Source organism: Pseudomonas sp. 15C (assembly GCF_055484735.1).
Genome location: NZ_JBUDGD010000062.1, coordinates 1 through 22,117, shown reverse-complemented (window position 1 = coordinate 22,117; position 22,117 = coordinate 1). Strand labels below are relative to the sequence as shown.

The following is a 22,117-nucleotide window of genomic DNA, read 5'->3' as shown; positions in this document are numbered from 1 at the left end:
GAGATGCCCGCCATTTTCCCGGAGCCTTTCATGCCACTGGTTCGCGTCGACATTCAGCAAAACCCCAACCCCGAGTTCGCTAAGCGTATTGGCGAACAGATCTATGCCGCCCTGCGCAGCTGCATCGATGTGCCGGAACATGACAATTTCCAGATCCTCACCGAGCACGACGCCCAGCACCTCGTTTATGACCCTCAATACCTCGGAATTCAGCGCAGCGACGGCGTGGTGTTCATTCAGATCACCATCAGCGAGGGACGATCGGTGGAGAAGAAGCAACTGCTGTTCAAAACCATCGCCGATAACCTGCACGCTGAACTGGCGGTGCGTCTGGAAGACGTGTTCATCAATCTGATCGAGGTGAAGAAGGAGAACTGGTCATTCGGGAACGGCATCGCGCAATACGTTACCTGAGCGGCTGATTGACAGTGCGGCACCGGCGCCAGCATGATCGGCGGCATGAACCTTTGCGCGCTGCACCTCACCCGCACCACCACCACGACCGCCATCGGCGGGTCGTGGTGGTGGTGCCTGAGGTAAATCCAGCGCAGCAAACCCAAGGCCCCGCCAGCAATGGACGGGGCCTTGTTGTTTCTCCCGTCCATGCGGCATCTGCAACACTCAAGGAGAAACACCATGTCAGCAGCATTGTTGATTATCGATATGCAGGTCGGCTTGTTCCAAGGCCCGGAAAAACCACACGACAGCGAGCGGGTTCTGATCAACATCCGGCGTCTGATCACTCAGGCCCGGGCCCGTCAGGTGCCGATCTTCGCTGCACGGCACACTGGCCCGGAAGGATCGCCGATTGCCGCCGGCAGTCCATTCTGGCAACTGTTGCCAGCGCTTGAACTGGACGCTGACATCGACACCGTTTTCAATAAATCCCGACCCAACGCCTTCCATGCGACCCGACTGGCACGGCAGCTAGCCGTGGCGAACGTCGATGAACTTTATATCGTCGGCATGAAAAGTCAGTTCTGCATCGACAGTACCTGCCGCGCCGCCGCCGATCTGGGCTTCATAACCTTGCTCGTCGCCGACGCCCACACTTGCATGGACACCGACGCACTGCCGGCCGCAGCGATCATCCAGCATCACAACGCGACGCTCGGAGCCGCCTTCGCGCGTTTGGTCAGCAGCGATGAAGTGACGTTCTAAAGAAGTGATCGCGAGTTGACGCATTCTGACCTCCTCAGGTTGCGTCAATCAGCTATTTGTAAGCGCATCCGTCGTCCTACAATATTGAGAGAACGGTTATCCGTAAAAGCGCAGCTAATTACGAAAAATATCTGCAAACAGGACTCAGCCTATAATTATTCAAGAATAATCCTACAACTCACGCCATGCTTAATAATTAAAACAAAAAATTACCAAACAATAAAAAACGGCCCATTTGTTACAAGCAACTACTTGGCCATTGAACAACCTCCAGGACGAGGGCTATATTTTTCACGCTTGGAAGTCAGTTACCAATCGCACATGATTTGAAGTGCTCAGTAAGGATATGCGCATGCACACCAAAACGATTCTGTGGCTGCTACTTGCAGCGCTGTTTATTCCGAACATCAGTGCTGCCCAAACGACAGACATACGCCAACTGGCATCCTCGCTGCGATGGCTGACCACCAAGGTCTATATCGACGGCGCCCCTGAAACCGACGTCAAAGCGAAGTATCCCGGCGTTGTGGGTATATCGACGTGGGATCCCGAACGCAATCGATACGAATTCTTTTACACCGATACAGGCGAGTCAAAGTACAACAACGGTGGCGGTGGTTATTTCTTTGTCACTGGCGATCAGAAACAGCACGTTCTTGTACCCGACATGGGGCCGATCAAAACTATTGTCAGACGCCTGGAAACATTGAATGACCAGGAATTCACTTACTCCCGGGAAGTACCTCGCGACATGATTGAAACGAATCCGCCTGTACGTATTCATGTCGTCCACGCACCTTATACCGAAACCGTACAAACCAGGTCCGCCATTACACAACAAGACAAGGAATGAATATGCAAAAGGCACTTAAAACCCTGTTGATGTCGACGCTACTGGCCTCTTCGGTATATTGCGCCGGGGTGTACGCGCAAGCCGCCAGCCAACCGGCAAAAAATGCCGTCGCGACTGCTGACAATGCGATGATGCTGACGGTTTTTCTGAAGCATGATCAGACCCGCCCGCTGAGCGAACTCAAGGCCCAGCTCGCGCAACAGGGCTTCTACAAGACCTTCCCGCCGGCCGGCGTCGAAGTGGTGAGCTGGAACATCATGATGGGTATCGGCCAAGTGGTCACCGTGCGCTTCCCCGCCTCCCGGCTGGCGGAAGTGAACCTCGCTGTGGAAAATACTGCCTGGGGCAGTTATCGCACCGAGTTTTATCCAACCTACGATTTCAAGCCGATCGCGTTGGCCGAACAAGCCAAAGCCCAGACAGCCCAATGAGACCGGCAGCACAGCGGTTCACCGCTGTGCTGCTACGCCTTGCTTCTTGCCCGAAGCCGTCCAGAATCAATGCACGACTGCGCGAATGATCATGATTGCCAAAACGCGGCGGATTCAGCACGCTGAAACGATTTCGCGACCCACCCGCCATTGATCTCAGGAGCCGTGCAATGCCCGCAACCGTTCTGGTACTGGTTGAAACCATCAATGACTATCTGCCGATTCTCGAACATCAGGGTTTTCACCTGATTCTCGCGCCCACACCTGCCGAACGTGCACAAGCCATTGCCAGCCACGGCAGCCGCATCGACGCAGTGCTGACCCGTGGTCCGCTGGGCCTCACCGCCGAGGAAATCGCCGCCCTGCCCGCGCTGAGGATCATCACCGTGATCGGCGCCGGTTACGAGCAAGTGGATTTGCAGGCGGCCAGTGACCGCGGTATTACCGTGACCAATGGCGCCGGGGTCAACGCCTCGTCAGTGGCTGACCATGCGATGGCGATGCTGTTGGCGCTGGTACGCGATATACCCCGTTGTGATGCCGCCGTGCGCCGCGGTGAATGGCCGAAAATCATGCGCCCGTCGCTGGCCGGTAAACGCTTGGGCATTCTCGGGCTTGGTGCAGTGGGCATGGCGATCGCCAAACGGGCCAATCTTGGTTTCGACATGTCGATCAGTTATCACAACCGTCAGGTGCGAAACGATGTGCCTTACGCGTTCTGCTCGACCCCGACCGAACTGGCACGGGCTGCGGATTTTCTGATTGTCGCCACGCCGGGTGGCGTTGGCACGCAGCACCTGGTTACTCGCTCGGTACTCGATGCGCTGGGCCCGAATGGCTTCATCGTCAATATCGCCCGTGCCAGTGTCATCGATACTGCGGATCTGGTGACGGCTCTCGAACAACGGCGAATCGCCGGTGCCGCCCTCGATGTGTTCGACCACGAGCCACAAGTGCCCGATGCCTTGAAAACCCTCAATAATGTGTTGCTGACCCCGCACGTTGCCGGTCTGTCACCGGAAGCCATGCAGGGTACGGTGGAGCTGGTCGGGAAAAACCTTGTGGCGTTTTTCTCCGGGCAAGCGGTGCTGACCCCCGTTTCCCTCCCGCCCCGACTCAACGACCAGCGCGTTTCCTGAAGATCGCCAACCCGGATTCTGCATCGCCAGCAGCCCACGCCTGCAACCCCCCTTCCGCTCGGAAGGGAGGGCTCATTCCCAAAGGTGATTATCGGGCAACACGCTAACCTATAAGACCGACCCACGCTTGTCGCTGCACGAGCGTGCCATTAGATTAGCCAATGATGTCTGGCCTCCAAAATAAGCAGAAGGGATAAGCATGGCGCTTACTGACCAGTCCACCCGTATCCGCTCCGGCGAAGAACTCGATGCCAGCCTGATCGATCCGTACCTCAAAGCGCACATTTCAGGCCTGACCGGCACACCTGCAATCAGCCAGTTTCCCGGTGGTGCGTCGAACCTGACCTACCTGCTGGAATACCCGGAACAGGAATTCGTCCTGCGGCGCCCACCCTTCGGCCACAAGGCCAAATCCGCCCATGACATGGGCCGCGAATTCCGCATCCTCAATCAATTGCGCGACGGTTTCCCGTATTGCCCGAAAGCCTATGTGCACTGCACCGACGAGTCGGTGATCGGCGCCGAGTTCTACGTGATGGAGCGGGTCAAGGGGATCATCCTCCGCTCGGATCTGCCGCCGGAACTGGGCCTCGACTCTGCGAAGACCGAAGCGCTGTGCAAGAGCTTTATCGACCGCTTCGTTGAACTGCATCGCGTCGATTACCAGGCATGTGGGCTGGACGATCTTGGCAAACCTGAAGGCTATGTCGCCCGCCAGATCAGAGGCTGGAGCGAGCGCTACGAGAAAGCCCTGACCCCGGATGCGCCGCACTGGGAGCAGGTCAAAGCCTGGCTCAACGACAAGATGCCCGCCGACCATCCGACGTCAAGCATCGTCCACAACGATTACCGCTTCGACAACGTCATTCTTGATCCGCGGAACCCGATGCAGATCATCGGCGTGCTCGACTGGGAACTGACCACCCTCGGCGATCCGCTGATGGACCTGGGCAACACCCTCGCCTACTGGATCCAGGCGGACGACCCGGCGCCGGTGCAACTGATGCGCCGCCAGCCGAGCCACGCGCCGGGCATGCTTACCCGCCGTGAATTCGTCGATTACTACGCCGAGCGTTCTGGAATCCAGATCGATAATTTCGACTTCTACTACACCTACGGCCTGTTCCGCCTCGCCGGTATCGTGCAGCAGATCTACTACCGCTTCTACCATGGCCAGACCCAGGACAAACGCTTCGCGCAGTTCATTCACATGAACAAACTGCTGGAGCAGATGAGCCTGCAGGTCATCGCGAAATCGAGCCTCTGACGGCCCACACCAAGGAACCCTTATGTCCAAGACTCAGTTGTTCGACCTCGACGGCAAGATCGCTTTCGTCTCCGGCGCCAGCCGTGGTATCGGTGAAGCCATCGCCAAACTGCTGGCCCAGCAAGGCGCCCATGTGATCGTTTCAAGCCGCAAGCTCGACGGCTGCCAGCATGTCGCCGACGCGATCGTCGCCGCCGGCGGCAAAGCCACGGCCGTAGCCTGCCACATTGGTGAAATGGAGCAGATTGCTCAGGTGTTCGCCGGGATCAAGGAACAGTTCGGCCGCCTCGACATTCTGGTCAACAACGCCGCGACCAACCCGCAGTTCTGTAATGTGCTGGACACCGACCTGGGGGCGTTTCAAAAGACCGTCGACGTAAACATCCGTGGCTATTTCTTCATGTCGGTCGAAGCCGGCAAGCTGATGCGCGAAAACGGCGGCGGCAGCATCATCAACGTCGCCTCGATCAACGGCATCTCGCCGGGGATTTTCCAGGGCATCTATTCGGTGACGAAAGCGGCCGTGATCAACATGACCAAGGTGTTCGCCAAGGAATGCGCGCAATTCGGCATCCGCTGCAACGCCCTGCTGCCGGGCCTGACCGACACCAAGTTCGCCTCGGCACTGGTGAAAAACGATGCGATCCTCAAACAGGCACTGACGCAGATCCCGCTCAAGCGCGTGGCCGACCCGAGCGAAATGGCTGGCGCCGTGCTGTACCTGGCCAGCGACGCGTCGAGCTACACCACCGGAGTGGCGCTGAACGTGGACGGCGGTTTCCTGTCCTGATCTGATTATTCATACAAGTGCCCCAGCCCTGCGGAAACGAGCGCGCTCGTTCCCGCAGGGTTTGTGCGCCGCTGCTACTGAGTGATGCAACGAGTGGTGGTGATGTGCCGAGTGACCTGCCCGTCCACGTACATGTCACCGGCAACCTCGGTGTTTTCCATGACCTGACAGGTGCGCTCGGGCGGTGGTGGCGGCGCCACTGGCGCTGGGGGTGGTGGGCTGGCACAGCCGGCCAGCAACACGAACAGAAAAGCCAACGGCAACACGCGATTCCCAGAATGGTTCATAGGACGACCCGCGGTGAATGAGAGACGAATTTCCGCGACCCAACGGGTAACGAAAAACCTGACGACTCATTACTTATAGCCGAGCCCCTTGCAAGTGCCAGTGAACAGGCTGTTTGAACGGTTCATGGCTGTCGATTTTACGTTGGAGGTCGGGTTAGTGAAGCGGGAAAAGCGACGTAGATCGCCTTCGCGAGCAGGCTCGCTCCCACAGGAATGCATCGAGATCAGAAGCTCGAATCTGCCGAGGATCGCAAGGAATTGCTTTCCAGCTCATAGCGCAATTCATCGACCAGCGCTTGCACCGACTCCGGTGTGCGCAACTCATCCAGCTTCAGACCACTGATCACCAGATCCACCGCTCCCGAATCCTTGTGATAGAGCTTCACTGTCAGCGAATGATCGCCATCCACCGAGCACTCACACGCCAGCGGCGGAAAACTGTGCTCAAGCTGCGCACGCAACTGTGCAAGATTCATCATTTGGGTCGTTCCTTTGGCTGCATCGAGGGGACGCGGTCCCGTGCCTGAAAAAGGCTCGTACCGCACCCCACAAGCCTAAGAACTGAACTCGACGGCCAATACACGAATTTGCACCCGAATCACTAGTGCATTTGCACCCCTAGCGTTGCCCCTTGGCACCCCACTCTCCGGAAAACAACCCGCGTTCCCGGGCCCAGACGATTGCCTCGCTGCGGCTGTGCACGTCGAGCTTGGAGTAGACGGTGGCAACATGATTGCGCACGGTGTTGGGCGCCAGCTTCAGCCGTGCGGCGATTTCCTTGTCTGCCAGACCCTCGCAGATCAGCCCCAGCACATCGCGTTCGCGCGCGGTCAAGTCGGTGAACGACGCGCTCGGCAACTGCGGCGAATTGATCTTCTTCACGTTGGCCAGTTTTTCGATCAGCGTGCGGCTGAACCACGATGCATCCTTCATCACCTCTTCAATCGCGGCGACCAGCTCCAGCTCGGAGCGCTTGCGCTCGGTCATGTCCATCAATACCAGCAGATAGCACGACGTGTCGTGGATCTTCACCGTGTCCGCCGACACCGCGCATTCAAGCAATTCGTCGTCGCGCTTGCGCACCCGCACGTCCACCCGGTCTACTCGAGCATTGTTTGCCAGCGCCGCGAGCAGCCGCGTGCGCTCGCCTTCATCATCGATGAATTTCAACTGGGTGACGGTTTTACCGAGGACGTCATCAGCCTCATAGGCCAGCGTTTCAAGAAACGCCTGGTTGACGTCGATGACTTCTTGCTGGTCGGCGCTGCAGATCAGAATCGGCACCGGGGTCAGGCGGAACGCCTTGGCGAAACGCTCCTCGCTCTGACGCAGGGCGAGTTCGACCTTGCGCCGTGGCTCCATGTCGACGAAGGAAAACAGCATGCAGTTTTCATCGTTGAGCAACAGCGGTTGCCCAGCGACGATCACTTGCTTGCTGCCGCCATCGGGCAGACGCAGTTCCGCCTGCATCTGCGGGATGGTCGCAACGTCGCGCAGGCGCTGGATGGCCAGATCGCGTTTTTCGGCCTGCTCAAAAATATCGATTTCATACGCCGAGGTGCCAATCACCTGCTCGCGGCTGTAACCGGTCATTTCGAGGAACCCCGGGTTGACCTTGATATAGCGCAAGTCGCTAAGGCGGCAGATCACCGCCGGCGCCGGGTTGGCATTGAAGGTTTTTTCGAAGCGCTGCTCGGCGTTAGCCCAGTCGGTGACATCGCTCATGATCAGCACCAGCGACTCGGGCTGGCCCAAACGGTCGGTCAGCACCATGCTGCGCACGCTGTGCACCCAGATGCGCTCCGGGTCATCGGCAGGCGAGACTTCGATCAGCACGTCACTGAACATTTCGCAGCGCGCAACGCGGCTGATCGGATAGTTCTCCGGTGGCAAGGTGTGATTGTTGCGATAGCGCAGGCTGAACCGCTTGGCGTATTCCTCGGCATTGCTGCCCAGCTCGCCGATCCGGCTGACGCCATGCATGGCCAGCGCCGCTTCGTTGGCCCACAGAATGCTTTGATCGAGCTCCAGCAAAATCACCCCGTCGGACAGCCCGGCGATGATTTGCTGCAACTGGCGACGATTGGTTTCGGTGGTCAGGACTTCCTGGCTCATTGGATCTCCACACAGTGAGGCGGCTCGGTGAAGACTACGACCGCAGCGGCTCGGGTTCGTGCGGCCGCTTGAAACCGGCAAAAACACCTGTGGCATCGAGCTTTATCGGGCAGGCGGTGGGAGTATGCATCAATTCATCTGATCCGGGGGTCGCGCGAGCAATCGCCCCTATCATTGATCTGGCCTTCACAGAAACCAGGCACCCGCTCGTTATGTCGTCTAATGTTAACTCCTCATCGGATTGAGCCCCTGCCCGCAATACCGGGCTCTTGATCAAGGAGAGACTGATGACGTCCCGCCGCAACATCGAACAGACTTACCGCACCTGGTCCAGCCCCATTTTGCTGGAGTTGAAAAAGCGCGAGCACCAGATGGCGCTGGTCGAGCGCCAGGCGCTTGAGAGCGTCTTGATGGAAAGACGATTGCTGGACATGGGCAAACCGGAGGGGATGGAAAGTCGCCGCAGCGGCGGTGGCTGACCCACCGCTTTCGCGAGCAGGCTCGCTCCCACAGAGATTGAGGATGAGCACAGATTTCGTGCGCAGCTGAAAACCCTGTGGGAGCGACCGAACGCAGTACCTACCGATGGTTACTCAAGGTTTGGGCTGCGTCCCCCGAGCATTCTCATCGCTGCCGGTCGACGGGCGCGGCATCAGATGCGTGTGCCCGGTCGGGTCGGGAAGTTGCACCGCATTGCCCTTTTTCCAGGCATCGGCGCCCTGTTCGATGGGCGCCGGTTTGATCGCGGCGCGGGCGGTTTTGTTTTTCGCGGTGTCGACGCCCAGACGTTGGTCGCGTTGCTGCACCATCTGCGGATCGGCCTGGCCGTCGGCCGTGAAGCCCATCATCAATTGCGGCACGCCGAGCGGCAGTTGCTTGTCCTGATCGGTATGCCAGGTGTGCCAGGTCTTGCCGTAGGTGTTGGCGAGCTTTTCCATCAGCCGAGTTTCGGCGACTTGCGCAATGCCCGGGGCGACCAGTTGGCCGGACGTGACTTCGTGCGCATGGCTGTGCCATAGCGTTTTTTCCCTGGCCGGCAATTGGGCGAACAGGCGCTGGCTGATGATGTATTCGACGCCCATCAATTTCGCGTCGGCGCTGTTGCCGTCATAGATCACGCATTGAAAGACTTCTTCGTTGAGCACCGAACAATAGTGGTGCGCCTCCATTTGCACATCGGGGTGCCCGTTGTAGAAGTGGAAGCCGTCGAGGTAGAGGTTCAAGGCGCGAATCGGCGGTTTGTCTTGCAGCCACTGTGCGCCGGTCTCAAGTAGTTCCGTGTCGGAGGCCTTGGCTTTGCCGGGCGTCTGTACCGGCGATTCGGTGTTGCTCATCGCGCAGCCGGTCAATGCCGTCAGCAGCACGCCCATCGATAGCCATCGTCCGTGCGGGGTTGTGCAACGCATGTCTCGCTCCTTCTTTACAGTCCGTGGGGCCGCTGGCATGGCCCTGTACTGCAACTGAAAGCGCGAACATGGCGGAGTTCGAAAAAACTGCGGGCGCGTCAGACCGGAGAAATCGTCGCCAGCAAACCGATCAGAATGGTCAGTGTCAGGAAGCCACCCAGGAAAATCGCCATCTTGTTCATCTTGCTCTCCTCAATGCCGGGTTTGCGGTGCACTGGACGCTTCGGGATGAAGGAACGTCGCGGGTGCCCGCACTGCCGGGGCATTGTGAGCGCTTGACTGAACCGGTTACAGCGTCAGATAAAGCGAAAAAGTACGGATCAGACGCGCATCTGATCCGCATTGGCGATGGTTTGGTATTCAGCTCGGCACATCAGGATGTTCTTGCAGCCTGGGTGATCTACAGTCAGTGCCATTGAAGACCAACAAAAAAAAACCGGAGCCCCCATGACCGAGCTGAACCTGCAAGCCCCCGTCGCCCAATCCCTGCAGCGCTGGCACGAGATGATCCGCACCGGTAATCTGCGCGCCCTGCCTGAACTGCTTGATGCCCAGGCCGTGTTTCGCTCGCCGATGGCTCACACGCCCTACCCCGGCGCGCCGGTAGTGTCGATGATCCTCAATACCGTGTTCGAGGTCTTCGAGGATTTTCAATATCACCGCGAGCTGGCAAGTGCCGATGGGCTCAATGTGATTCTCGAATTCAGTGCCAGGGTCGGTACGAAAGAGCTCAAAGGCATCGACATGATTCGCTTCGATGAGCACGGCAAGATTGTCGAGTTTGAAGTGATGGTGCGGCCGTTGAGCGGCTTGCAGGCGCTGGGTGAAGAGATGGGCCAGCGGCTGGGGGCTTATCTGGCCAAAGCCAAGGCTTGAAGCGCAGGCACAAAAAAGCCCACTGACCGTCACCGGTGCAGTGGGCTTTGTGCGTCAGGCGAGTGTTTAGAGCGCCATGTCGCGTGCAGCGTTGTCCTTCATAGCCGGGGCTTTTTCAGCCGCAGCGCCGGCAGCCGGAGCAGCGGCCTGACCGATCACCGGAGGCGTCGGCAGTTCGAGGATCTTGGCGGTGTAAGCCCATTCTGCGGCCACTTTGGCCGGATCGCTGTTCAGCTGAGTGCCGTAGCTTGGAACGATCTGGTGCAGCTTGGCTTGCCATTCAGGGGAGGCGACTTTGTCTTTGAAGACTTTCTGCAGCACGCTCAGCATGATCGGTGCAGCGGTCGACGCGCCTGGCGATGCGCCCAGCAGGCCGGCGATGGAGCCGTCCTGAGCGGCAACGATTTCGGTACCCAGTTTCAGCACGCCGCCTGCTGCTTCATCACGCTTGATGATCTGCACGCGCTGGCCGGCTTGCCACAGGCGCCAGTCTTCGGCTTTGGCGTTCGGGAAGTATTCCTTGAGCGCGTTCATGCGGTCTTCATCCGACAGCATCAGTTGGCCGGCAAGGTACTCGACCAGCGGGTATTCCTTGATGCCAACCTTGGTCATCGGCCAGATGTTGTGCGTGGTGGTGCTCGTCAGCAGGTCCAGGTACGAACCTTCCTTGAGGAACTTGGTGCTGAAGGTCGCGAATGGGCCAAAGAGGATCACGCGCTTGCCGTCCAGGACACGGGTGTCCAGGTGCGGAACCGACATCGGTGGCGAACCCACCGAAGCTTTACCGTAAGCCTTGGCCAGATGCTGTTCAGCAATGGTCGGGTTTTCGGTCACGAGGAACGAACCACCGACCGGGAAGCCACCGTACTCCTTGGCTTCAGGAATGCCCGACTTCTGCAACAGGTGCAGGGCACCGCCACCAGCGCCGATGAAGACGAACTTGGCGTCGGTTTCGGTTTTGGTGCCGTCTTTGAGGTTTTTGTAGCTGACGCGCCAGGTGCCATCGGCGTTCTTGGTGATGTCCTCGACTTCGCTCGACAGTTTCAGATCGAAGTTAGGCTTGGTCTGCAGGTGCGCGGCGAACTGGCGGGTGATTTCGCCGAAGTTCATGTCGGTACCCAGCGGGCTCCAGGTGGCCGCGATTTTCTGGTTCGGGTCACGCCCTTCCATCATCAGCGGGACCCACTTCTTGATCACAGCCGGGTCTTCCGAGTACTGCATACCGGCGAACAGCGGGCTCGCCTGCAGCGCTTCGTAGCGCTTTTTCAGGAACTTGATGTTGTCATCGCCCCACACGAAGCTCATGTGCGGTGTGGTATTGATGAACGAGCGAGGGTTCTTCAGAACGCCCTGCTGAACCTGCCAGGCCCAGAACTGACGGGACACCTGGAACGCTTCGTTGATCTCGACGGCTTTCGGGATCGTTACGTTGCCTTTGTCGTCTTCCGGGGTGTAGTTCAGCTCGGCCAGTGCCGAGTGACCGGTACCGGCGTTGTTCCAGCCGTTGGAGCTTTCCTGGGCGACGCCATCGAGGCGCTCGACCATTTCCATCGACCAGCTCGGCTCCAGCTCATTGATCCACACACCCAGGGTGGTGCTCATGATGCCGCCGCCGATCAGCAGGACGTCGACTTTCTTTGCTTCGTCAGCGTTGGCGGATGTCATCCCCATTGCCAAAGCCAGACCCAGCAAGGCTGTGTTCACTTTCTTAAACATCTGTTGCACCTATGATAAAACGCCTTCCGCCCGCCGCTGTTATCAGCATGCGATCCGCTTTGATGACGCTCAGGCTGGCGTCGCAGATTCCGGCACACTTCAATTTTGACGGGTGGGCACACAAGGCCGACATGCCGCATCGACCTCAGTTGATGTCCCTTCTGAACTGACTTCTTATCATTATTGGCTTCAGCTACTTGAGCGACAGGGATCCTGCCAGCACGCCCGCAGGCATGCTGGCTGAATAAGGTCAAACCAAGTTGGCGCGCAGAATATCACGTCAGGGCAAACCCGCGCGTCTGTTCCCGACTTGAAAGTCGTTTTGCACCACTAGCGCTTTATCGGCTGACAGCGGCCGAACATGACTCTGCGCCTCACGGCTTTTTCCGATGACGATGAAGCGGCGCAAAGTGCTGACTGATCGCTGGGTATTCTGCTACGTTGTACGATGACTGATGAATACAAGCCAAGTCAGTCATCAACCCATAACAACAAGGAAATACCGCAATGACCAAGACCCGACTTCTGATCGGCTTTCTCTGCGCCTTCAATGGTTACGCCATGGCCGCGCCTGCTGCGGCGGAAAAGGACGTCGCCCAGGCCGTGGACCATCTGACGCAGGCAATGCTGCACAAGAACATCGCCGAACTGAACGCCCTCACCGCCCCCAACCTGACCTACGGTCATTCCAGCGGCAAGGTCCAGGACAAGAAGGAATTCATTGCCGACATCGAAACTGGCCGAAGCGCGTTCAAGACTCTGGAAATGCAAAAGCAGACCATCACGCTGTCCGGCGATACCGCGCTGGTGCGCAACCACTTTTCGGCGCAGGCGTTGAAGGGGACCGAGGTGGTGCCGACCGAGATCGAGAACTTTCAGATCTGGCAAAAGCAGCAGGGCAAGTGGTTGCTGATTGGGCGACAGGCGTTCAAGTTCTGATCGTGATTATTTAGCCTGAGTTGATGTTGCTCGGGCTGGCCTCATCGCGGGCAAGCCCGCTCCCACAGTGAGTGATGGTGTAAACACTTGCATTCACAACATGGAACCCTGTGGGAGCGGGCTTGCCCGCGATGGGGCCTTATCAGACGCTGCAATTGCAATTCATTCAACCGTTATCACAACCGAAACCGATCCACCGACTGCGCCAACTGCCCCGCCAGGCTCGACAACTCGTCCGTGGTCGTCGCGGTCTGGCCGATCACCCGGCTGTTGCCTTCCGACATCCCGGCAATCATTTCCACCTGATGGGCAATTTCGTTACTGGCCTGGCTCTGCTCGCCGATCGTGCGGGTGATGTCGTTGACCAGCTGTGTGGTGCTCAAGGTCGCGTCGAGAATTTCGCGAATCGCCCGTTCAACCTCCGCGGTTACCGCCATTCCTTTATCAACTTGTGCCACCCCCGCCTCCATGCTGCTGACCGCCTCACGCGTGCTGTTTTGAATCCGTGCAACCATCGCGGCGATTTCCTGGGTCGAGGCGCTGGTGCGCGCTGCCAGGCTGCGTACCTCGTCCGCGACCACGGCAAAGCCGCGCCCCTGTTCGCCGGCCCGCGCTGCTTCGATCGCGGCGTTGAGCGCCAGCAAGTTGGTCTGGTCAGCGATGCTCTTGATCACCTGAATGATGTTGAAGATGGCTTCCGACTCCTGATCCAGCGTGCGGATGACCTGCGCCGACTGCTGCGCCGAGCGAGCAATGTCATCCATATCGCTGACCACCTGATGGATCACCCCGCCGCCCTCTTTCGCCAGGGTTTCGGCCTGATTGGCCATGCTCAGCGCACGCTCGGCGTGGCGAGTGATTTCTTCGATGCTGGCGGTCATCTGGCTCGCGGCTGCAGCCATGGTGCCGGCGGCGACGCTTTGCTGCTGGCTGCTGTCGGCGACCTGGTGGCAGCCCTGGCTGAGCTGTTCGCTCATGCCGCTGACGCCGTGGGCGTTGCGCCGAACCACCTCGATCATGTTGCGCAGGTCGCGTTGCATGGTCGCCAGCGTGCGGATCAGCACGCTGGCCTCGTCCTTGCCGGACGGCTCGGCGATCGGCTCGCTGAGGTTGCCATGAGCGATGCTTTCGGCGATGCGGCTGGCGGTTTGCAACGGCCCGGTGATGCTGCGAATGACCCAGCGGCCTTGCGCCAGCAGCAACAGCAGACTGGCAAGCAGCACCACGCCGAGGGTGATATTGGCGCTGCGGATCGCTGCTTCCGTGACCTCGGCGGTGTGTTGGGTGTTGGACTCGATCAGTTCGCTCAGCGCCGCCATCTGCTCTTCGAGCTGGCTGAACGCCGTGTTGAAGGTGCCGAGTTGCTGCTGGGCGGCGTCCGGGTTGTCCAGCGCCACCCCAACAATTTGCTCAGCGGACTTGATGTAGGTGTCGAGGCTCGGCTTGATCTGCTCCAGCGCCGTGCGCAATGTCGGGTTGATCGGCAGCTTCAGATTGTCGTTGAGCACCTGGTGAAAATGCCCGGCGTGCTCGGTGAGCGAATCACGCACCTGCGCCGCCGTGCTGCTGCTTTTGCCCAACCCGACCAACATCGCCGAATAGACATCGGCGCGCAGGGCGTCGTGCATCATGTCGGCTTCCATGTGATTGCGCAGCGCGCTCATGCTCACCGTGTTATCGCCGACGGCCGTGGCCATCCGCAGATTGCCGACATAACTGACCAGACTCACGATCAGCGCTGTCAGCAGGCTGGTCGCAATCAGCAACACCAAACGCAGTTTGATCGACACCGTGGAATCTCCCGTGGGCACGCTGGATTGCGCTTGTCGGATTTCAGTTAAGCCTATTTGCATGGAACTGCCGACACAGAGCGTATCGGCTGATGTCAGCGGCGACTTGAATCCGGCAAAACTTTTCGATCGGGCAGCCAGTCACACGCTGCAGCGCCGATGGATTGCACCTTCATCGCCGGTTAACGCTGGCAGGCTATGAATCCATCGCTTCGAACATTCATGCAGCTGAAGGAAACGCTTATGAAACGCGCATTATGGTTTGGTCTGCTCGGCACTCTGGCGATGGGTACCGCACAAGCAGCAACGGAGAAAGTCGCGATCAATCTGGTCAGCGCCGACGGTGCGCCGCAGGCGATCGGCTCGGTCACCGTCAGCGAGACGCCTTATGGCCTGCTGTTCACGCCCGACCTGAAATCGCTGCCGACCGGTATTCACGGTTTCCATGTGCATGAAAACGGCAGCTGCGAAGCGGGCGTGAAGGATGGCGTAAAAGGCGCGGCACTGGCCGCTGGCGGTCATTTCGATCCGGCGAAAACCGGTAAGCATCTTGGCCCCTACGCCGACGGCCATCTGGGGGATCTGCCAGCGGTGTATGTGACGGCTGACGGTGTCGCCAATAATCCGGTGCTGGCCCCGCGCCTGAAGAAAATTTCCGAGATCAAGGGCCATGCCCTGATGATTCACGCCGGCGGCGACAACCACGCTGACATGCCCAAGCCACTGGGCGGTGGCGGCGATCGCATGGCCTGCGGAGTGATCTGACGACTTAGCGCGGCGCCCGACGCCCGCCTGCCAACATCAGCAAGGACAGCCCGGCGCCGACCAGCGCCAGGGCCATGTCCTTCTGCGAATCCCAGGGATCGTTCTGCGCGCCGACGAAGGCCTGTCCGGTGTCATCGCCCAGATAAGCGCCGCCGACCCACTCGATCAATTCGTACAACGCCGAAGTCGCCAGCACCACGTTCAAGGTCATCAGCACCAGCCAGACGCCGCGCAACGGGGTCAGGCGCAGCAGCACTTCGCGCATCGGCCAGACCATCAGCAATCCGTAGCTCAAGTGCACCAGCCGATCATAGTGATTGCGCTCAAGACCCAGGACCTTGTTGACACTGACACCGGTCAGCAGCGTGCTCCATTGATCGTAGGGCACCCGCGAGTAGGTGTAATGCGAGCCGACTTCATGGATGCACAGAAAGGCGAAGATCATCACCAGCGAAAAGGACGACAAGCGAAACCGCCGATATGCCAGTACCAGGGCCAACACCAGCGCCACGGCCAGCACATTTTCCAGCAGCCAGTCGACGCGGCTTCGCGGGGCTATGCCGAGAGCGATGGCCAGCAGGACAAATCCACCGAGCAAGGCGGCTTCGATTCGCGTGTCGGCGGGGCGGGCAACGTTGTCGCTGACTCTGAGGAGCATCAAATCGACTCTCAAACAATACAGGCAAGCGGTAGACCCTTCGGCGTTTTGCCCGGTTCCTTGCCGCTGCGTTTTCGTCGCTCACGGAACTCCCGCGCGCCGATCATCTCTGACGTTATGTAGTCCCTTTCCTTTTGCTTCGCGCCTTCGGAGGAACACCGTCATGCGCAAGTTAGTGCTCGTTTCATCTCTACTCCTTTGCCTGCCGGTCGGTTCGGCGCTGGCCCGTGTCGACGCGGGCGATGTCGCCACCTCGGCCGGTGTTTCCGCGTCGCTGTACTCGACCTTCAAGGATGACAAGATGGTCATTCCAGCCCGCGACGACGTGTCTGCATTCGTCGCCAGTGGCGGGGCCATCCGTGGGGTTTATCTTGAATCGGTGCTGCAGCAGGTGCGCCAGGACAACCCAGGCCTCAACGCCAGCGATGAAGACCTCGCCAACGCGATTCTGGTGCATTACGAAGGCCTGAAACCTTAGTTTTCAGGAAGACGGCGGCCGATGGACGGCTGCCTCACGCACATAGGCAAAACGGTCCGACGGCCTCTATGATGGAGGCCATGACCACCACCGCGCCTTTGCGCTCCCCTTGCCCACCCGGCGCCTGCGTATGCGGGCGCGATCCGTTGCTGGACACGCCCGGCGCGGATCTACGCATCCTGCGCCTGACCCGCAACGAAGAAAAAGTCCTGCTGGCGCGTCTGGAACAGCTCAAAGACCTCGACGATCTGCGTCATCTGCAAAAACGCATGTATGAGCAACTGGGTATCCGAGTCGAAGTCTCACCGGGCTTCCATGAGGTGCGGACCATGCTCGGCATCGACATCGACATCGACGATCTGCCCGGGCTGTGCCGCAAAACCCGCAAAGCGATCCCGACGGCGATTCGCCGAGGCTTGAACAACAACCCGGCGATCGCCTTCGAACTGCTCAACGCCCACGACTTGCTGCGCGACGCCTGATCATTTTTTCATGCCTACGCGTTTGCGCATTTGCGCGGTGATGGTCTGACGGGTTTTCTTCATGTCCGCCCACGGCTCTTCACCAACCTCGGCCAAGCGCTCATGGACGTTGTGAATATTCCAGTGATTGCCGCCCTTGATCTCCGCCACTTCCTCACGGAAAACCGGTACGGACACCGGCATGCCTTCACGCGCGCGCGCCGCATAGGTGCAAATGGTGGTGGCGCCCAGACCGTTGCGCAGGTAATCGATGAAGATCTTGCCGACGCGGTTTTTCGGTCCGGACACCGCTGAAAAACGGTCCGGCAACAGCTTGGCCATGTGGCTGACGATGGCGTGGCTGAAATCCTTGACCTCGTCCCAGCCGTGCTTGCGAGTCAGCGGCACAACGAGGTGAATCCCCTTGCCGCCGCTGGTTTTCAGGAATGCCTTGAGCCCCAGCTCATCGAGCACGGTCAGCGTCAGCGCTGTGGCTTCGACCATGCTTTTCCACGGCAACGCTGGGTCCGGGTCGAGGTCGAGGACGAAGCGGTCGGGCTTGTCCAGATCGGTCTGGGTGGCATTCCAGGTGTGTAGCTCGACGGTGCTCATCTGCACCGCGCCAATCAGCGCTTCGGCACTGTTGATCATCATCACCGGCTGCCCGGTGACGTCTTTGTCGAGCGTGCTGATACCGGGGATCGCCAGGCGCTCGGCGTTCTTCTGGAAGAACAGCTCGCCGGCGATCCCGTCCGGGGCGCGAACCAGCGCCACCGGGCGATCCTTGAGGTGCGGCAGTATGTATTCGGCGACGCTGGCGTAATACTCGGCGAGCTGCATTTTCGTGGTGCCACTGACCGCGTCGATCACCCGCTCCGGGTGGGTGATACGCACCTTGCCGTTGGCCAGGTTGGCTTGCGACGGTGCGCTTTCGGTTTTGCTCGCCGCGGCTTTTTTACTTGGAGCCTTGGGCTTGCTGGCAGCGGTCTTCTTCGCGGGTTTCTTCTCGGCAGTTTTGCTTTCGACAGTCTTCACAGGCTTCGCTAGCTCCTCGGTGATGGCTTTGGCCGGTTTGTCGTTGCGCAGGCCATGGAACACGGCGTGGCGCACCGAGCCGTCCTTGGTCATTTCCGCAAACGCCACTTCTGCCAGCAGCTTGGGCTTGAGCCAATGCACGCCTTTGGCCTCGAAGCCGCTGGGCGGGTTGACCACCGCCGCGCTCTTGGCCTGCAACGGTTTGAGTTGCACCAGAATGCTTTTCAGCGTGGTTTCGTTGAACCCGGTGCCGACCTTGCCGGCGTAGCGCAATTCACCGCTGTCGCGATCATGCAGGCCGAGCAGCAAGGCGCCGAAGGCACTGCGCGCACCTTTCGGATCGGTGTAGCCGACGATGACGAATTCCTGCCGGTGTTTGCATTTGAGCTTGATCCAGTCGCTGCTGCGCCGAGATACGTAAGGCGAGCCGAGGCGCTTGCCGATCAAGCCTTCCATCTGCATCTGGCAGGCACTGTTGAGCAGCGCGTCCGGGGTCTCTTCGAAGGCTTCGGAAAAGCGCAGCAATTCACTTTTCTGCGAACCGAGAATGGTCGCCAACGCGGCACGTCGTTCCTCGACCGCGACTTCGCGCAGATCGACGCCGTTGAGATAGGGCAAATCGAACAGGTAATAAACGATGTTGCCGCTGCGCCCGACTTCGAAAGCGTTTTGCAGCGCTTGAAAATCCGGCACGCCCTGCTCGTTGGCGACGATCATTTCGCCGTCCAGCCATGCCGACTCCAGGCCTAACGCCGCCAGCGCTTCGGCCTGTTGCGGCAGTTTGTGCGTCCAGTCGTGGCCGTTACGCGTAAACAGTTGCACCTGATCGCCCTCGATGCGCGCCATGATCCGGTAACCATCGAACTTGATTTCGTAACTCCACTGCCCTTCCGGTGCACTGTCGACCAGCGTCGCCAGCTCGGGTTTGAGTTGCGCCGGCAGCTTGGCCTTGTGTGCGCCGGTGAGCTTTCCGGTGGCCTGCTTGCGCGGTTTCGCCGGAGCTTTTTTCAGCGGTTTGGCCTGTTCGGCGGTTTTTTTCGGGCTGGCGACGATTGTGCGTTCACTTAAAACACTGTCCGGTTCGGCAACCAATACGTCGTAGTCATCCTGGGGGCGCGCGGCGTTGTCCTGATGTTTGATCAGAAACCACTGCTCTTTCTTGCCCGGCATGTGCGTGCGCACCAGATTCCAGACACCGCCAAGCTTCTCTCCCTGCAATTCGAATTTGAGCCGGCCTTTGGCGTAAGCCTTTTGCGGATCGTCGAGGGGAATCCACACGCCGCGATCCCAGACGATCACGTCGCCGGCGCCGTAATGCCCCTCGGGAATGCTGCCCTCGAAGGTCGCGTAATCCAGTGGATGATCTTCGACGTGCACCGCCAGACGCTTGACCTTGGGGTCGAGCGACGGCCCCTTCGGCACCGCCCAGCTCTTGAGCGCGCCGTCGAGTTCGAGGCGAAAATCGTAATGCAGGTGCGAAGCGTCGTGCTTCTGGATGCAGAACTGCAAGGCGTGATCCTTCGCGGTTTTACGGCCGGAGCGTTTTACCGCGGCCGGTTCCGAAGTCGCGGAAAAATCGCGCATGCGGTTGTAGTCGTCGAGATTCCTGTTCATGGGCGCACCGATTGCAGACTGGCTCTGTTATGCAGAAGAGCGATGCGCCGTGAAAAAAATTCAATCGAGCTGAAAAAGCCCCTGACGGATGGAGCGCCAAGGGCTTTGATTGTTCGCGTGTTTTGCCTTCTGGGCTCAGGCCTGACCTTTGGTCTGCGCCTCCAGATGCACTTGCAGATCGGGGTCGATGTTGAGGGCGGCGGCGAGTTCGTCGAGGTAGCTGCGCTCGGCGTTTTGTTGGTCGTCTACCAGCATGACGCTGGCCAGATACATCTCTGCCGCCACCGCCGGGTCACCCTGCGCAGATTGCGCCACTTCGGCAGGAACCAGCGGCTTGGCGACTTCGGCGTCGAGCCATTGCTGCAGCTGCGGATCGCTGGTGTGTTTGCCGATTTCGCTGCTGATCAAATGTTTCTCGGTTTCATCGATGCGGCCGTCAGCCTTCGCCGCCGCGATCAACGCACGCAGGACCGCGTGGCTGTGCTCTTCAATTTGCGGGCCAGCGAGCAGATCGGCGGTTTGCGGAATCTGTTGCGGCGCCGCACTGGCCTGGCTGCGTTGCCAGGCCTGATAAGCCTGATACGCCATCATCCCCAGCGATGCCAGTGCGGCGTAATTAGTGCCGCCAGAACGACTGCGACTGCCGCCCCCCAGCGCCCCGCCCAAAGCACCGCCCAATCCGCCACCACCACCAAGCAAGCCACCGAGCAACCCGCCGAGCCCACCGGATGCCGCCGCGCCAGCGCCACCGACCTGACCGCCACCCAACAGCCCGCCGAGCAAACCACCGAGCCCGCCCAGCCCATCCCCGGCGGACGCACCCGTGGACTGCCGCCCCGAGGCCTGGCCCCGCAATAGTTGTTCGAGCAAATCGCTGGTGTTCATGACGTCATCCTCAGGCGTTGGCCGTGACTGCGTCAGGCAACGATAGACCCCGCCAGCCATAGCGCCAGCACCGTTTGGCTGACACTTGAGCGCTGGCGGCGCTTGTCGAGGAATTTTTTCACCGCCCGGCTAAGATTGATGGAGCGTGAACCTTATCCCGGCCAAACCGGTCGATAGCTGCAACCCCGACCCGGTTCGCCGGCGCCCTGCTTCCAAGGGCGACACCCGGCCAGCTGCACTTTCTGGAGAACGCTCCCGTGATATCGACCATACACATCGCCAGGCTCAAAGCATGGGGCGCCCATGGTTTTACCGCGACTGGCGTGGTCACCGCATTCCTGGCGACCCTCGCCCTGCTGGAAAACCAGCCGACCCACTGCCTGATGTGGCTGGGCGTGGCGCTGATCGTCGACGGCCTCGACGGCGCACTGGCGCGCAAGGTCAACGTGCAATCGGTGCTACCGAGCTTCGACGGCTCGATCCTCGACCTGGTGATCGATTACCTGACGTACGTATTCATCCCGGCGCTCTTCATCTATCGCTACATCCCCTTGCCCAACTACACCTTGCTGCTGACGGTATCGCTGATTCTGGTGTCGTCGCTGTTCTGCTTCTGCAACGTCAACATGAAAAGCAAAGACAACTACTTCGTCGGCTTCCCGGCCGCCTGGAACGTGGTTGCGCTGTGCCTGTACATCATCGGCCCGGGACCGTGGATCACCTTCCTCACCGTGATCGGCCTGGCACTGCTGACCGTCACGCGGATGAAATTCCTGCATCCGTTCCGCGTACGCCGGTTCATGCCGATCAACATCGCCGTCACCGCAATATGGCTGCTGTGCAGCCTGTCACTGGTGCTCAACCATCCGCAGATCAACCCGATGGTCATGGGGGTGTGGCTGCTGATGTCGGCTTACTTTCTGGGGATCTGCATCTGGCGCACGGCGCTGGAGTGGGTCGATCGGGGGCAGGTGAAATAGGCGGCATTGATTGGAAATTGGTCGGGTGTAAGACCGCCATCGCTTGCAGGCAAGCTCCCACAGTTTGACCGCATGTTTTCATGCTTGAACTGAGCCTGAAAATCAAAAGCCCCTCACCCTAACCCTCTCCCGGAGGGAGAGGGGACTGACCGAGGTGGATGCGAGGGCTACGCCGACTTGAGATACCGAGTCGAATACAAATTTCAAATCCAACCAAAATCGGCCCCCTCTCCAGAGGGAGAGGGCTGGGGTGAGGGGCAAATCCATCGAAGATCTCAAGCCATGCGGCGCTTCTAACCACTCAACAATGAGCGTTAGCTCGCGTGCTCTTGATCTTGATCTTGCGTCACCGGCGACGTCGGAAGGCTGAGTGGAGGGATTGATCCGGGCGTGGGAGCGCAGCGACCGTCTGGCGCAGCCAGACACAGCGGAAGGAGGTGCAGCGCAGCAAACCGTAGCCGCTGCGCCCGG

General features: G+C 59.5%; 24 protein-coding genes and 1 pseudogene. 15 read left to right on the top strand and 10 right to left on the bottom strand.

Features of this window, described 5'->3' with window-relative positions:
• The first annotated feature begins 30 nt into the window (after positions 1-30).
• The 7 genes from ACYYKW_RS22915 (at position 31) to ACYYKW_RS22885 (ending at position 5,641) form a co-directional block, all read left to right on the top strand.
• A complete protein-coding gene (locus ACYYKW_RS22915; RefSeq protein WP_090282790.1) occupies positions 31-414 on the top strand; it encodes a tautomerase family protein in 384 nt (127 codons plus the stop codon).
• Between the two features lie 222 nt (positions 415-636).
• The gene (locus ACYYKW_RS22910; protein WP_336354505.1) at positions 637-1,161 is read left to right on the top strand and encodes an isochorismatase family protein; all 525 of its coding nucleotides are present in this window, start codon (positions 637-639) and stop codon (positions 1,159-1,161) included.
• A gap of 346 nt (positions 1,162-1,507) precedes the next feature.
• Complete coding sequence (locus tag ACYYKW_RS22905; protein WP_464991238.1) at positions 1,508-2,014, top strand: DUF4822 domain-containing protein; 507 nt, start codon at positions 1,508-1,510, stop codon at positions 2,012-2,014.
• Positions 2,015-2,016: 2 nt separating this feature from the next.
• Positions 2,017-2,445 carry a hypothetical protein gene (locus tag ACYYKW_RS22900; protein WP_464991236.1) on the top strand — a complete coding sequence of 143 codons (429 nt, stop codon included), beginning with the start codon at positions 2,017-2,019 and terminating at the stop codon, positions 2,443-2,445.
• 170 nt (positions 2,446-2,615) lie between these two features.
• The gene (locus ACYYKW_RS22895) at positions 2,616-3,584 is read left to right on the top strand and encodes a 2-hydroxyacid dehydrogenase (RefSeq protein ID WP_093102535.1); all 969 of its coding nucleotides are present in this window, start codon (positions 2,616-2,618) and stop codon (positions 3,582-3,584) included.
• Between the two features lie 199 nt (positions 3,585-3,783).
• Positions 3,784-4,851, top strand: coding sequence for a phosphotransferase family protein (locus tag ACYYKW_RS22890; protein ID WP_464991235.1), 1,068 nt, complete (start codon positions 3,784-3,786; stop codon positions 4,849-4,851).
• Between the two features lie 22 nt (positions 4,852-4,873).
• Positions 4,874-5,641 carry an SDR family oxidoreductase gene (locus tag ACYYKW_RS22885; protein ID WP_093102539.1) on the top strand — a complete coding sequence of 256 codons (768 nt, stop codon included), beginning with the start codon at positions 4,874-4,876 and terminating at the stop codon, positions 5,639-5,641.
• 74 nt (positions 5,642-5,715) lie between these two features.
• On the opposite strand, the gene ACYYKW_RS22880 is transcribed toward ACYYKW_RS22885, so the two are convergent.
• The 3 genes from ACYYKW_RS22880 to ACYYKW_RS22870 form a co-directional block, all read right to left on the bottom strand.
• Positions 5,716-5,928: a hypothetical protein gene (locus ACYYKW_RS22880; RefSeq protein WP_090282785.1), complete on the bottom strand. Its 213-nt coding sequence runs from the start codon at positions 5,926-5,928 to the stop codon at positions 5,716-5,718.
• Between the two features lie 224 nt (positions 5,929-6,152).
• On the bottom strand, positions 6,153-6,407 hold the full coding sequence (locus tag ACYYKW_RS22875; protein ID WP_093102542.1) for a DUF1652 domain-containing protein: 255 nt from the start codon (positions 6,405-6,407) through the stop codon (positions 6,153-6,155).
• A gap of 139 nt (positions 6,408-6,546) precedes the next feature.
• Entirely contained in the window at positions 6,547-8,043 is a 1,497-nt protein-coding gene (locus ACYYKW_RS22870; protein ID WP_093102544.1) for a helix-turn-helix transcriptional regulator, read from the bottom strand.
• Positions 8,044-8,330: 287 nt separating this feature from the next.
• On the opposite strand from ACYYKW_RS22870, the gene ACYYKW_RS22865 reads away from it, so the two are divergent.
• Positions 8,331-8,522, top strand: coding sequence for a hypothetical protein (locus ACYYKW_RS22865; RefSeq protein ID WP_090282781.1), 192 nt, complete (start codon positions 8,331-8,333; stop codon positions 8,520-8,522).
• Positions 8,523-8,636: 114 nt separating this feature from the next.
• Here ACYYKW_RS22865 and ACYYKW_RS22860 read toward each other — a convergent pair whose 3' ends face one another.
• Positions 8,637-9,449, bottom strand: coding sequence for an OBAP family protein (locus tag ACYYKW_RS22860; protein WP_464991234.1), 813 nt, complete (start codon positions 9,447-9,449; stop codon positions 8,637-8,639).
• Positions 9,450-9,517: 68 nt separating this feature from the next.
• Here ACYYKW_RS22860 and ACYYKW_RS22855 point away from each other — a divergent pair, with 68 nt between their 5' ends.
• Both ACYYKW_RS22855 and ACYYKW_RS22850 read left to right on the top strand, forming a co-directional pair.
• Positions 9,518-9,868 (top strand): hypothetical protein, encoded by a 351-nt coding sequence (locus tag ACYYKW_RS22855; protein ID WP_336354499.1) that lies wholly within the window; start codon positions 9,518-9,520, stop codon positions 9,866-9,868.
• Positions 9,869-9,896: 28 nt separating this feature from the next.
• On the top strand, positions 9,897-10,325 hold the full coding sequence (locus ACYYKW_RS22850) for a nuclear transport factor 2 family protein (protein ID WP_464991233.1): 429 nt from the start codon (positions 9,897-9,899) through the stop codon (positions 10,323-10,325).
• Between the two features lie 66 nt (positions 10,326-10,391).
• Here the strand turns inward: ACYYKW_RS22850 and mqo are convergent, their stop codons facing one another.
• Positions 10,392-12,041 carry a malate dehydrogenase (quinone) gene (gene mqo / locus ACYYKW_RS22845; protein WP_093106836.1) on the bottom strand — a complete coding sequence of 550 codons (1,650 nt, stop codon included), beginning with the start codon at positions 12,039-12,041 and terminating at the stop codon, positions 10,392-10,394.
• Positions 12,042-12,548: 507 nt separating this feature from the next.
• Between mqo and ACYYKW_RS22840 the strand changes: the two genes are divergently transcribed.
• Positions 12,549-12,980, top strand: coding sequence for a nuclear transport factor 2 family protein (locus ACYYKW_RS22840; RefSeq protein WP_093102550.1), 432 nt, complete (start codon positions 12,549-12,551; stop codon positions 12,978-12,980).
• 176 nt (positions 12,981-13,156) lie between these two features.
• On the opposite strand, the gene ACYYKW_RS22835 is transcribed toward ACYYKW_RS22840, so the two are convergent.
• Both ACYYKW_RS22835 and ACYYKW_RS22830 read right to left on the bottom strand, forming a co-directional pair.
• Entirely contained in the window at positions 13,157-13,882 is a 726-nt protein-coding gene (locus tag ACYYKW_RS22835) for a methyl-accepting chemotaxis protein (protein WP_394597966.1), read from the bottom strand.
• A 132-nt stretch (positions 13,883-14,014) separates the two neighbouring features.
• Positions 14,015-14,833, bottom strand: a pseudogene (locus tag ACYYKW_RS22830) (MCP four helix bundle domain-containing protein); the annotation flags it as partial.
• A gap of 180 nt (positions 14,834-15,013) precedes the next feature.
• Here ACYYKW_RS22830 and sodC point away from each other — a divergent pair.
• Positions 15,014-15,535 (top strand): superoxide dismutase [Cu-Zn] SodC, encoded by a 522-nt coding sequence (gene sodC / locus ACYYKW_RS22825; protein WP_464991232.1) that lies wholly within the window; start codon positions 15,014-15,016, stop codon positions 15,533-15,535.
• Positions 15,536-15,539: 4 nt separating this feature from the next.
• Here the strand turns inward: sodC and ACYYKW_RS22820 are convergent, their stop codons facing one another.
• Positions 15,540-16,193 (bottom strand): DUF2238 domain-containing protein, encoded by a 654-nt coding sequence (locus ACYYKW_RS22820; RefSeq protein WP_464991231.1) that lies wholly within the window; start codon positions 16,191-16,193, stop codon positions 15,540-15,542.
• A 163-nt stretch (positions 16,194-16,356) separates the two neighbouring features.
• Here ACYYKW_RS22820 and ACYYKW_RS22815 point away from each other — a divergent pair, with 163 nt between their 5' ends.
• Together ACYYKW_RS22815 and ACYYKW_RS22810 are read left to right on the top strand one after the other, a co-directional pair.
• Positions 16,357-16,671 (top strand): DUF2388 domain-containing protein, encoded by a 315-nt coding sequence (locus ACYYKW_RS22815; protein ID WP_090282773.1) that lies wholly within the window; start codon positions 16,357-16,359, stop codon positions 16,669-16,671.
• A gap of 80 nt (positions 16,672-16,751) precedes the next feature.
• Entirely contained in the window at positions 16,752-17,153 is a 402-nt protein-coding gene (locus ACYYKW_RS22810; RefSeq protein ID WP_197677957.1) for a hypothetical protein, read from the top strand.
• Here the strand turns inward: ACYYKW_RS22810 and ligD are convergent, their stop codons facing one another.
• Both ligD and ACYYKW_RS22800 read right to left on the bottom strand, forming a co-directional pair.
• Positions 17,154-19,781, bottom strand: coding sequence for a DNA ligase D (gene ligD, locus ACYYKW_RS22805; protein ID WP_464991230.1), 2,628 nt, complete (start codon positions 19,779-19,781; stop codon positions 17,154-17,156).
• Between the two features lie 135 nt (positions 19,782-19,916).
• Positions 19,917-20,666 (bottom strand): tellurite resistance TerB family protein, encoded by a 750-nt coding sequence (locus ACYYKW_RS22800; RefSeq protein ID WP_464991229.1) that lies wholly within the window; start codon positions 20,664-20,666, stop codon positions 19,917-19,919.
• A 257-nt stretch (positions 20,667-20,923) separates the two neighbouring features.
• Between ACYYKW_RS22800 and pcsA the strand changes: the two genes are divergently transcribed.
• Positions 20,924-21,646 carry a phosphatidylcholine synthase gene (gene pcsA / locus ACYYKW_RS22795; RefSeq protein WP_464991228.1) on the top strand — a complete coding sequence of 241 codons (723 nt, stop codon included), beginning with the start codon at positions 20,924-20,926 and terminating at the stop codon, positions 21,644-21,646.
• Positions 21,647-22,117: the final 471 nt, after the last annotated feature.

What these genes read in the sequence shown, in the direction of transcription:
- ACYYKW_RS22875 (WP_093102542.1), bottom strand. Translation starts at nt 6,407, where the DNA reads ATGATGAATCTTGCACAGTTGCGTGCGCAGCTTGAGCACAGTTTTCCG.
- ACYYKW_RS22815 (WP_090282773.1), top strand. Translation starts at nt 16,357, where the DNA reads ATGCGCAAGTTAGTGCTCGTTTCATCTCTACTCCTTTGCCTGCCGGTC.
- ACYYKW_RS22800 (WP_464991229.1), bottom strand. Translation starts at nt 20,666, where the DNA reads ATGAACACCAGCGATTTGCTCGAACAACTATTGCGGGGCCAGGCCTCG.
- ACYYKW_RS22905 (WP_464991238.1), top strand. Translation starts at nt 1,508, where the DNA reads ATGCGCATGCACACCAAAACGATTCTGTGGCTGCTACTTGCAGCGCTG.
- ACYYKW_RS22865 (WP_090282781.1), top strand. Translation starts at nt 8,331, where the DNA reads ATGACGTCCCGCCGCAACATCGAACAGACTTACCGCACCTGGTCCAGC.
- ACYYKW_RS22820 (WP_464991231.1), bottom strand. Translation starts at nt 16,193, where the DNA reads ATGCTCCTCAGAGTCAGCGACAACGTTGCCCGCCCCGCCGACACGCGA.
- ACYYKW_RS22915 (WP_090282790.1), top strand. Translation starts at nt 31, where the DNA reads ATGCCACTGGTTCGCGTCGACATTCAGCAAAACCCCAACCCCGAGTTC.
- ACYYKW_RS22885 (WP_093102539.1), top strand. Translation starts at nt 4,874, where the DNA reads ATGTCCAAGACTCAGTTGTTCGACCTCGACGGCAAGATCGCTTTCGTC.
- ACYYKW_RS22890 (WP_464991235.1), top strand. Translation starts at nt 3,784, where the DNA reads ATGGCGCTTACTGACCAGTCCACCCGTATCCGCTCCGGCGAAGAACTC.
- ACYYKW_RS22850 (WP_464991233.1), top strand. Translation starts at nt 9,897, where the DNA reads ATGACCGAGCTGAACCTGCAAGCCCCCGTCGCCCAATCCCTGCAGCGC.
- ligD (WP_464991230.1), bottom strand. Translation starts at nt 19,781, where the DNA reads ATGAACAGGAATCTCGACGACTACAACCGCATGCGCGATTTTTCCGCG.
- ACYYKW_RS22870 (WP_093102544.1), bottom strand. Translation starts at nt 8,043, where the DNA reads ATGAGCCAGGAAGTCCTGACCACCGAAACCAATCGTCGCCAGTTGCAG.
- ACYYKW_RS22860 (WP_464991234.1), bottom strand. Translation starts at nt 9,449, where the DNA reads ATGCGTTGCACAACCCCGCACGGACGATGGCTATCGATGGGCGTGCTG.
- ACYYKW_RS22880 (WP_090282785.1), bottom strand. Translation starts at nt 5,928, where the DNA reads ATGAACCATTCTGGGAATCGCGTGTTGCCGTTGGCTTTTCTGTTCGTG.
- ACYYKW_RS22895 (WP_093102535.1), top strand. Translation starts at nt 2,616, where the DNA reads ATGCCCGCAACCGTTCTGGTACTGGTTGAAACCATCAATGACTATCTG.
- sodC (WP_464991232.1), top strand. Translation starts at nt 15,014, where the DNA reads ATGAAACGCGCATTATGGTTTGGTCTGCTCGGCACTCTGGCGATGGGT.
- ACYYKW_RS22835 (WP_394597966.1), bottom strand. Translation starts at nt 13,882, where the DNA reads ATGGCTGCAGCCGCGAGCCAGATGACCGCCAGCATCGAAGAAATCACT.
- ACYYKW_RS22910 (WP_336354505.1), top strand. Translation starts at nt 637, where the DNA reads ATGTCAGCAGCATTGTTGATTATCGATATGCAGGTCGGCTTGTTCCAA.
- ACYYKW_RS22900 (WP_464991236.1), top strand. Translation starts at nt 2,017, where the DNA reads ATGCAAAAGGCACTTAAAACCCTGTTGATGTCGACGCTACTGGCCTCT.
- ACYYKW_RS22840 (WP_093102550.1), top strand. Translation starts at nt 12,549, where the DNA reads ATGACCAAGACCCGACTTCTGATCGGCTTTCTCTGCGCCTTCAATGGT.
- mqo (WP_093106836.1), bottom strand. Translation starts at nt 12,041, where the DNA reads ATGTTTAAGAAAGTGAACACAGCCTTGCTGGGTCTGGCTTTGGCAATG.
- ACYYKW_RS22855 (WP_336354499.1), top strand. Translation starts at nt 9,518, where the DNA reads ATGGCGGAGTTCGAAAAAACTGCGGGCGCGTCAGACCGGAGAAATCGT.
- ACYYKW_RS22810 (WP_197677957.1), top strand. Translation starts at nt 16,752, where the DNA reads ATGACCACCACCGCGCCTTTGCGCTCCCCTTGCCCACCCGGCGCCTGC.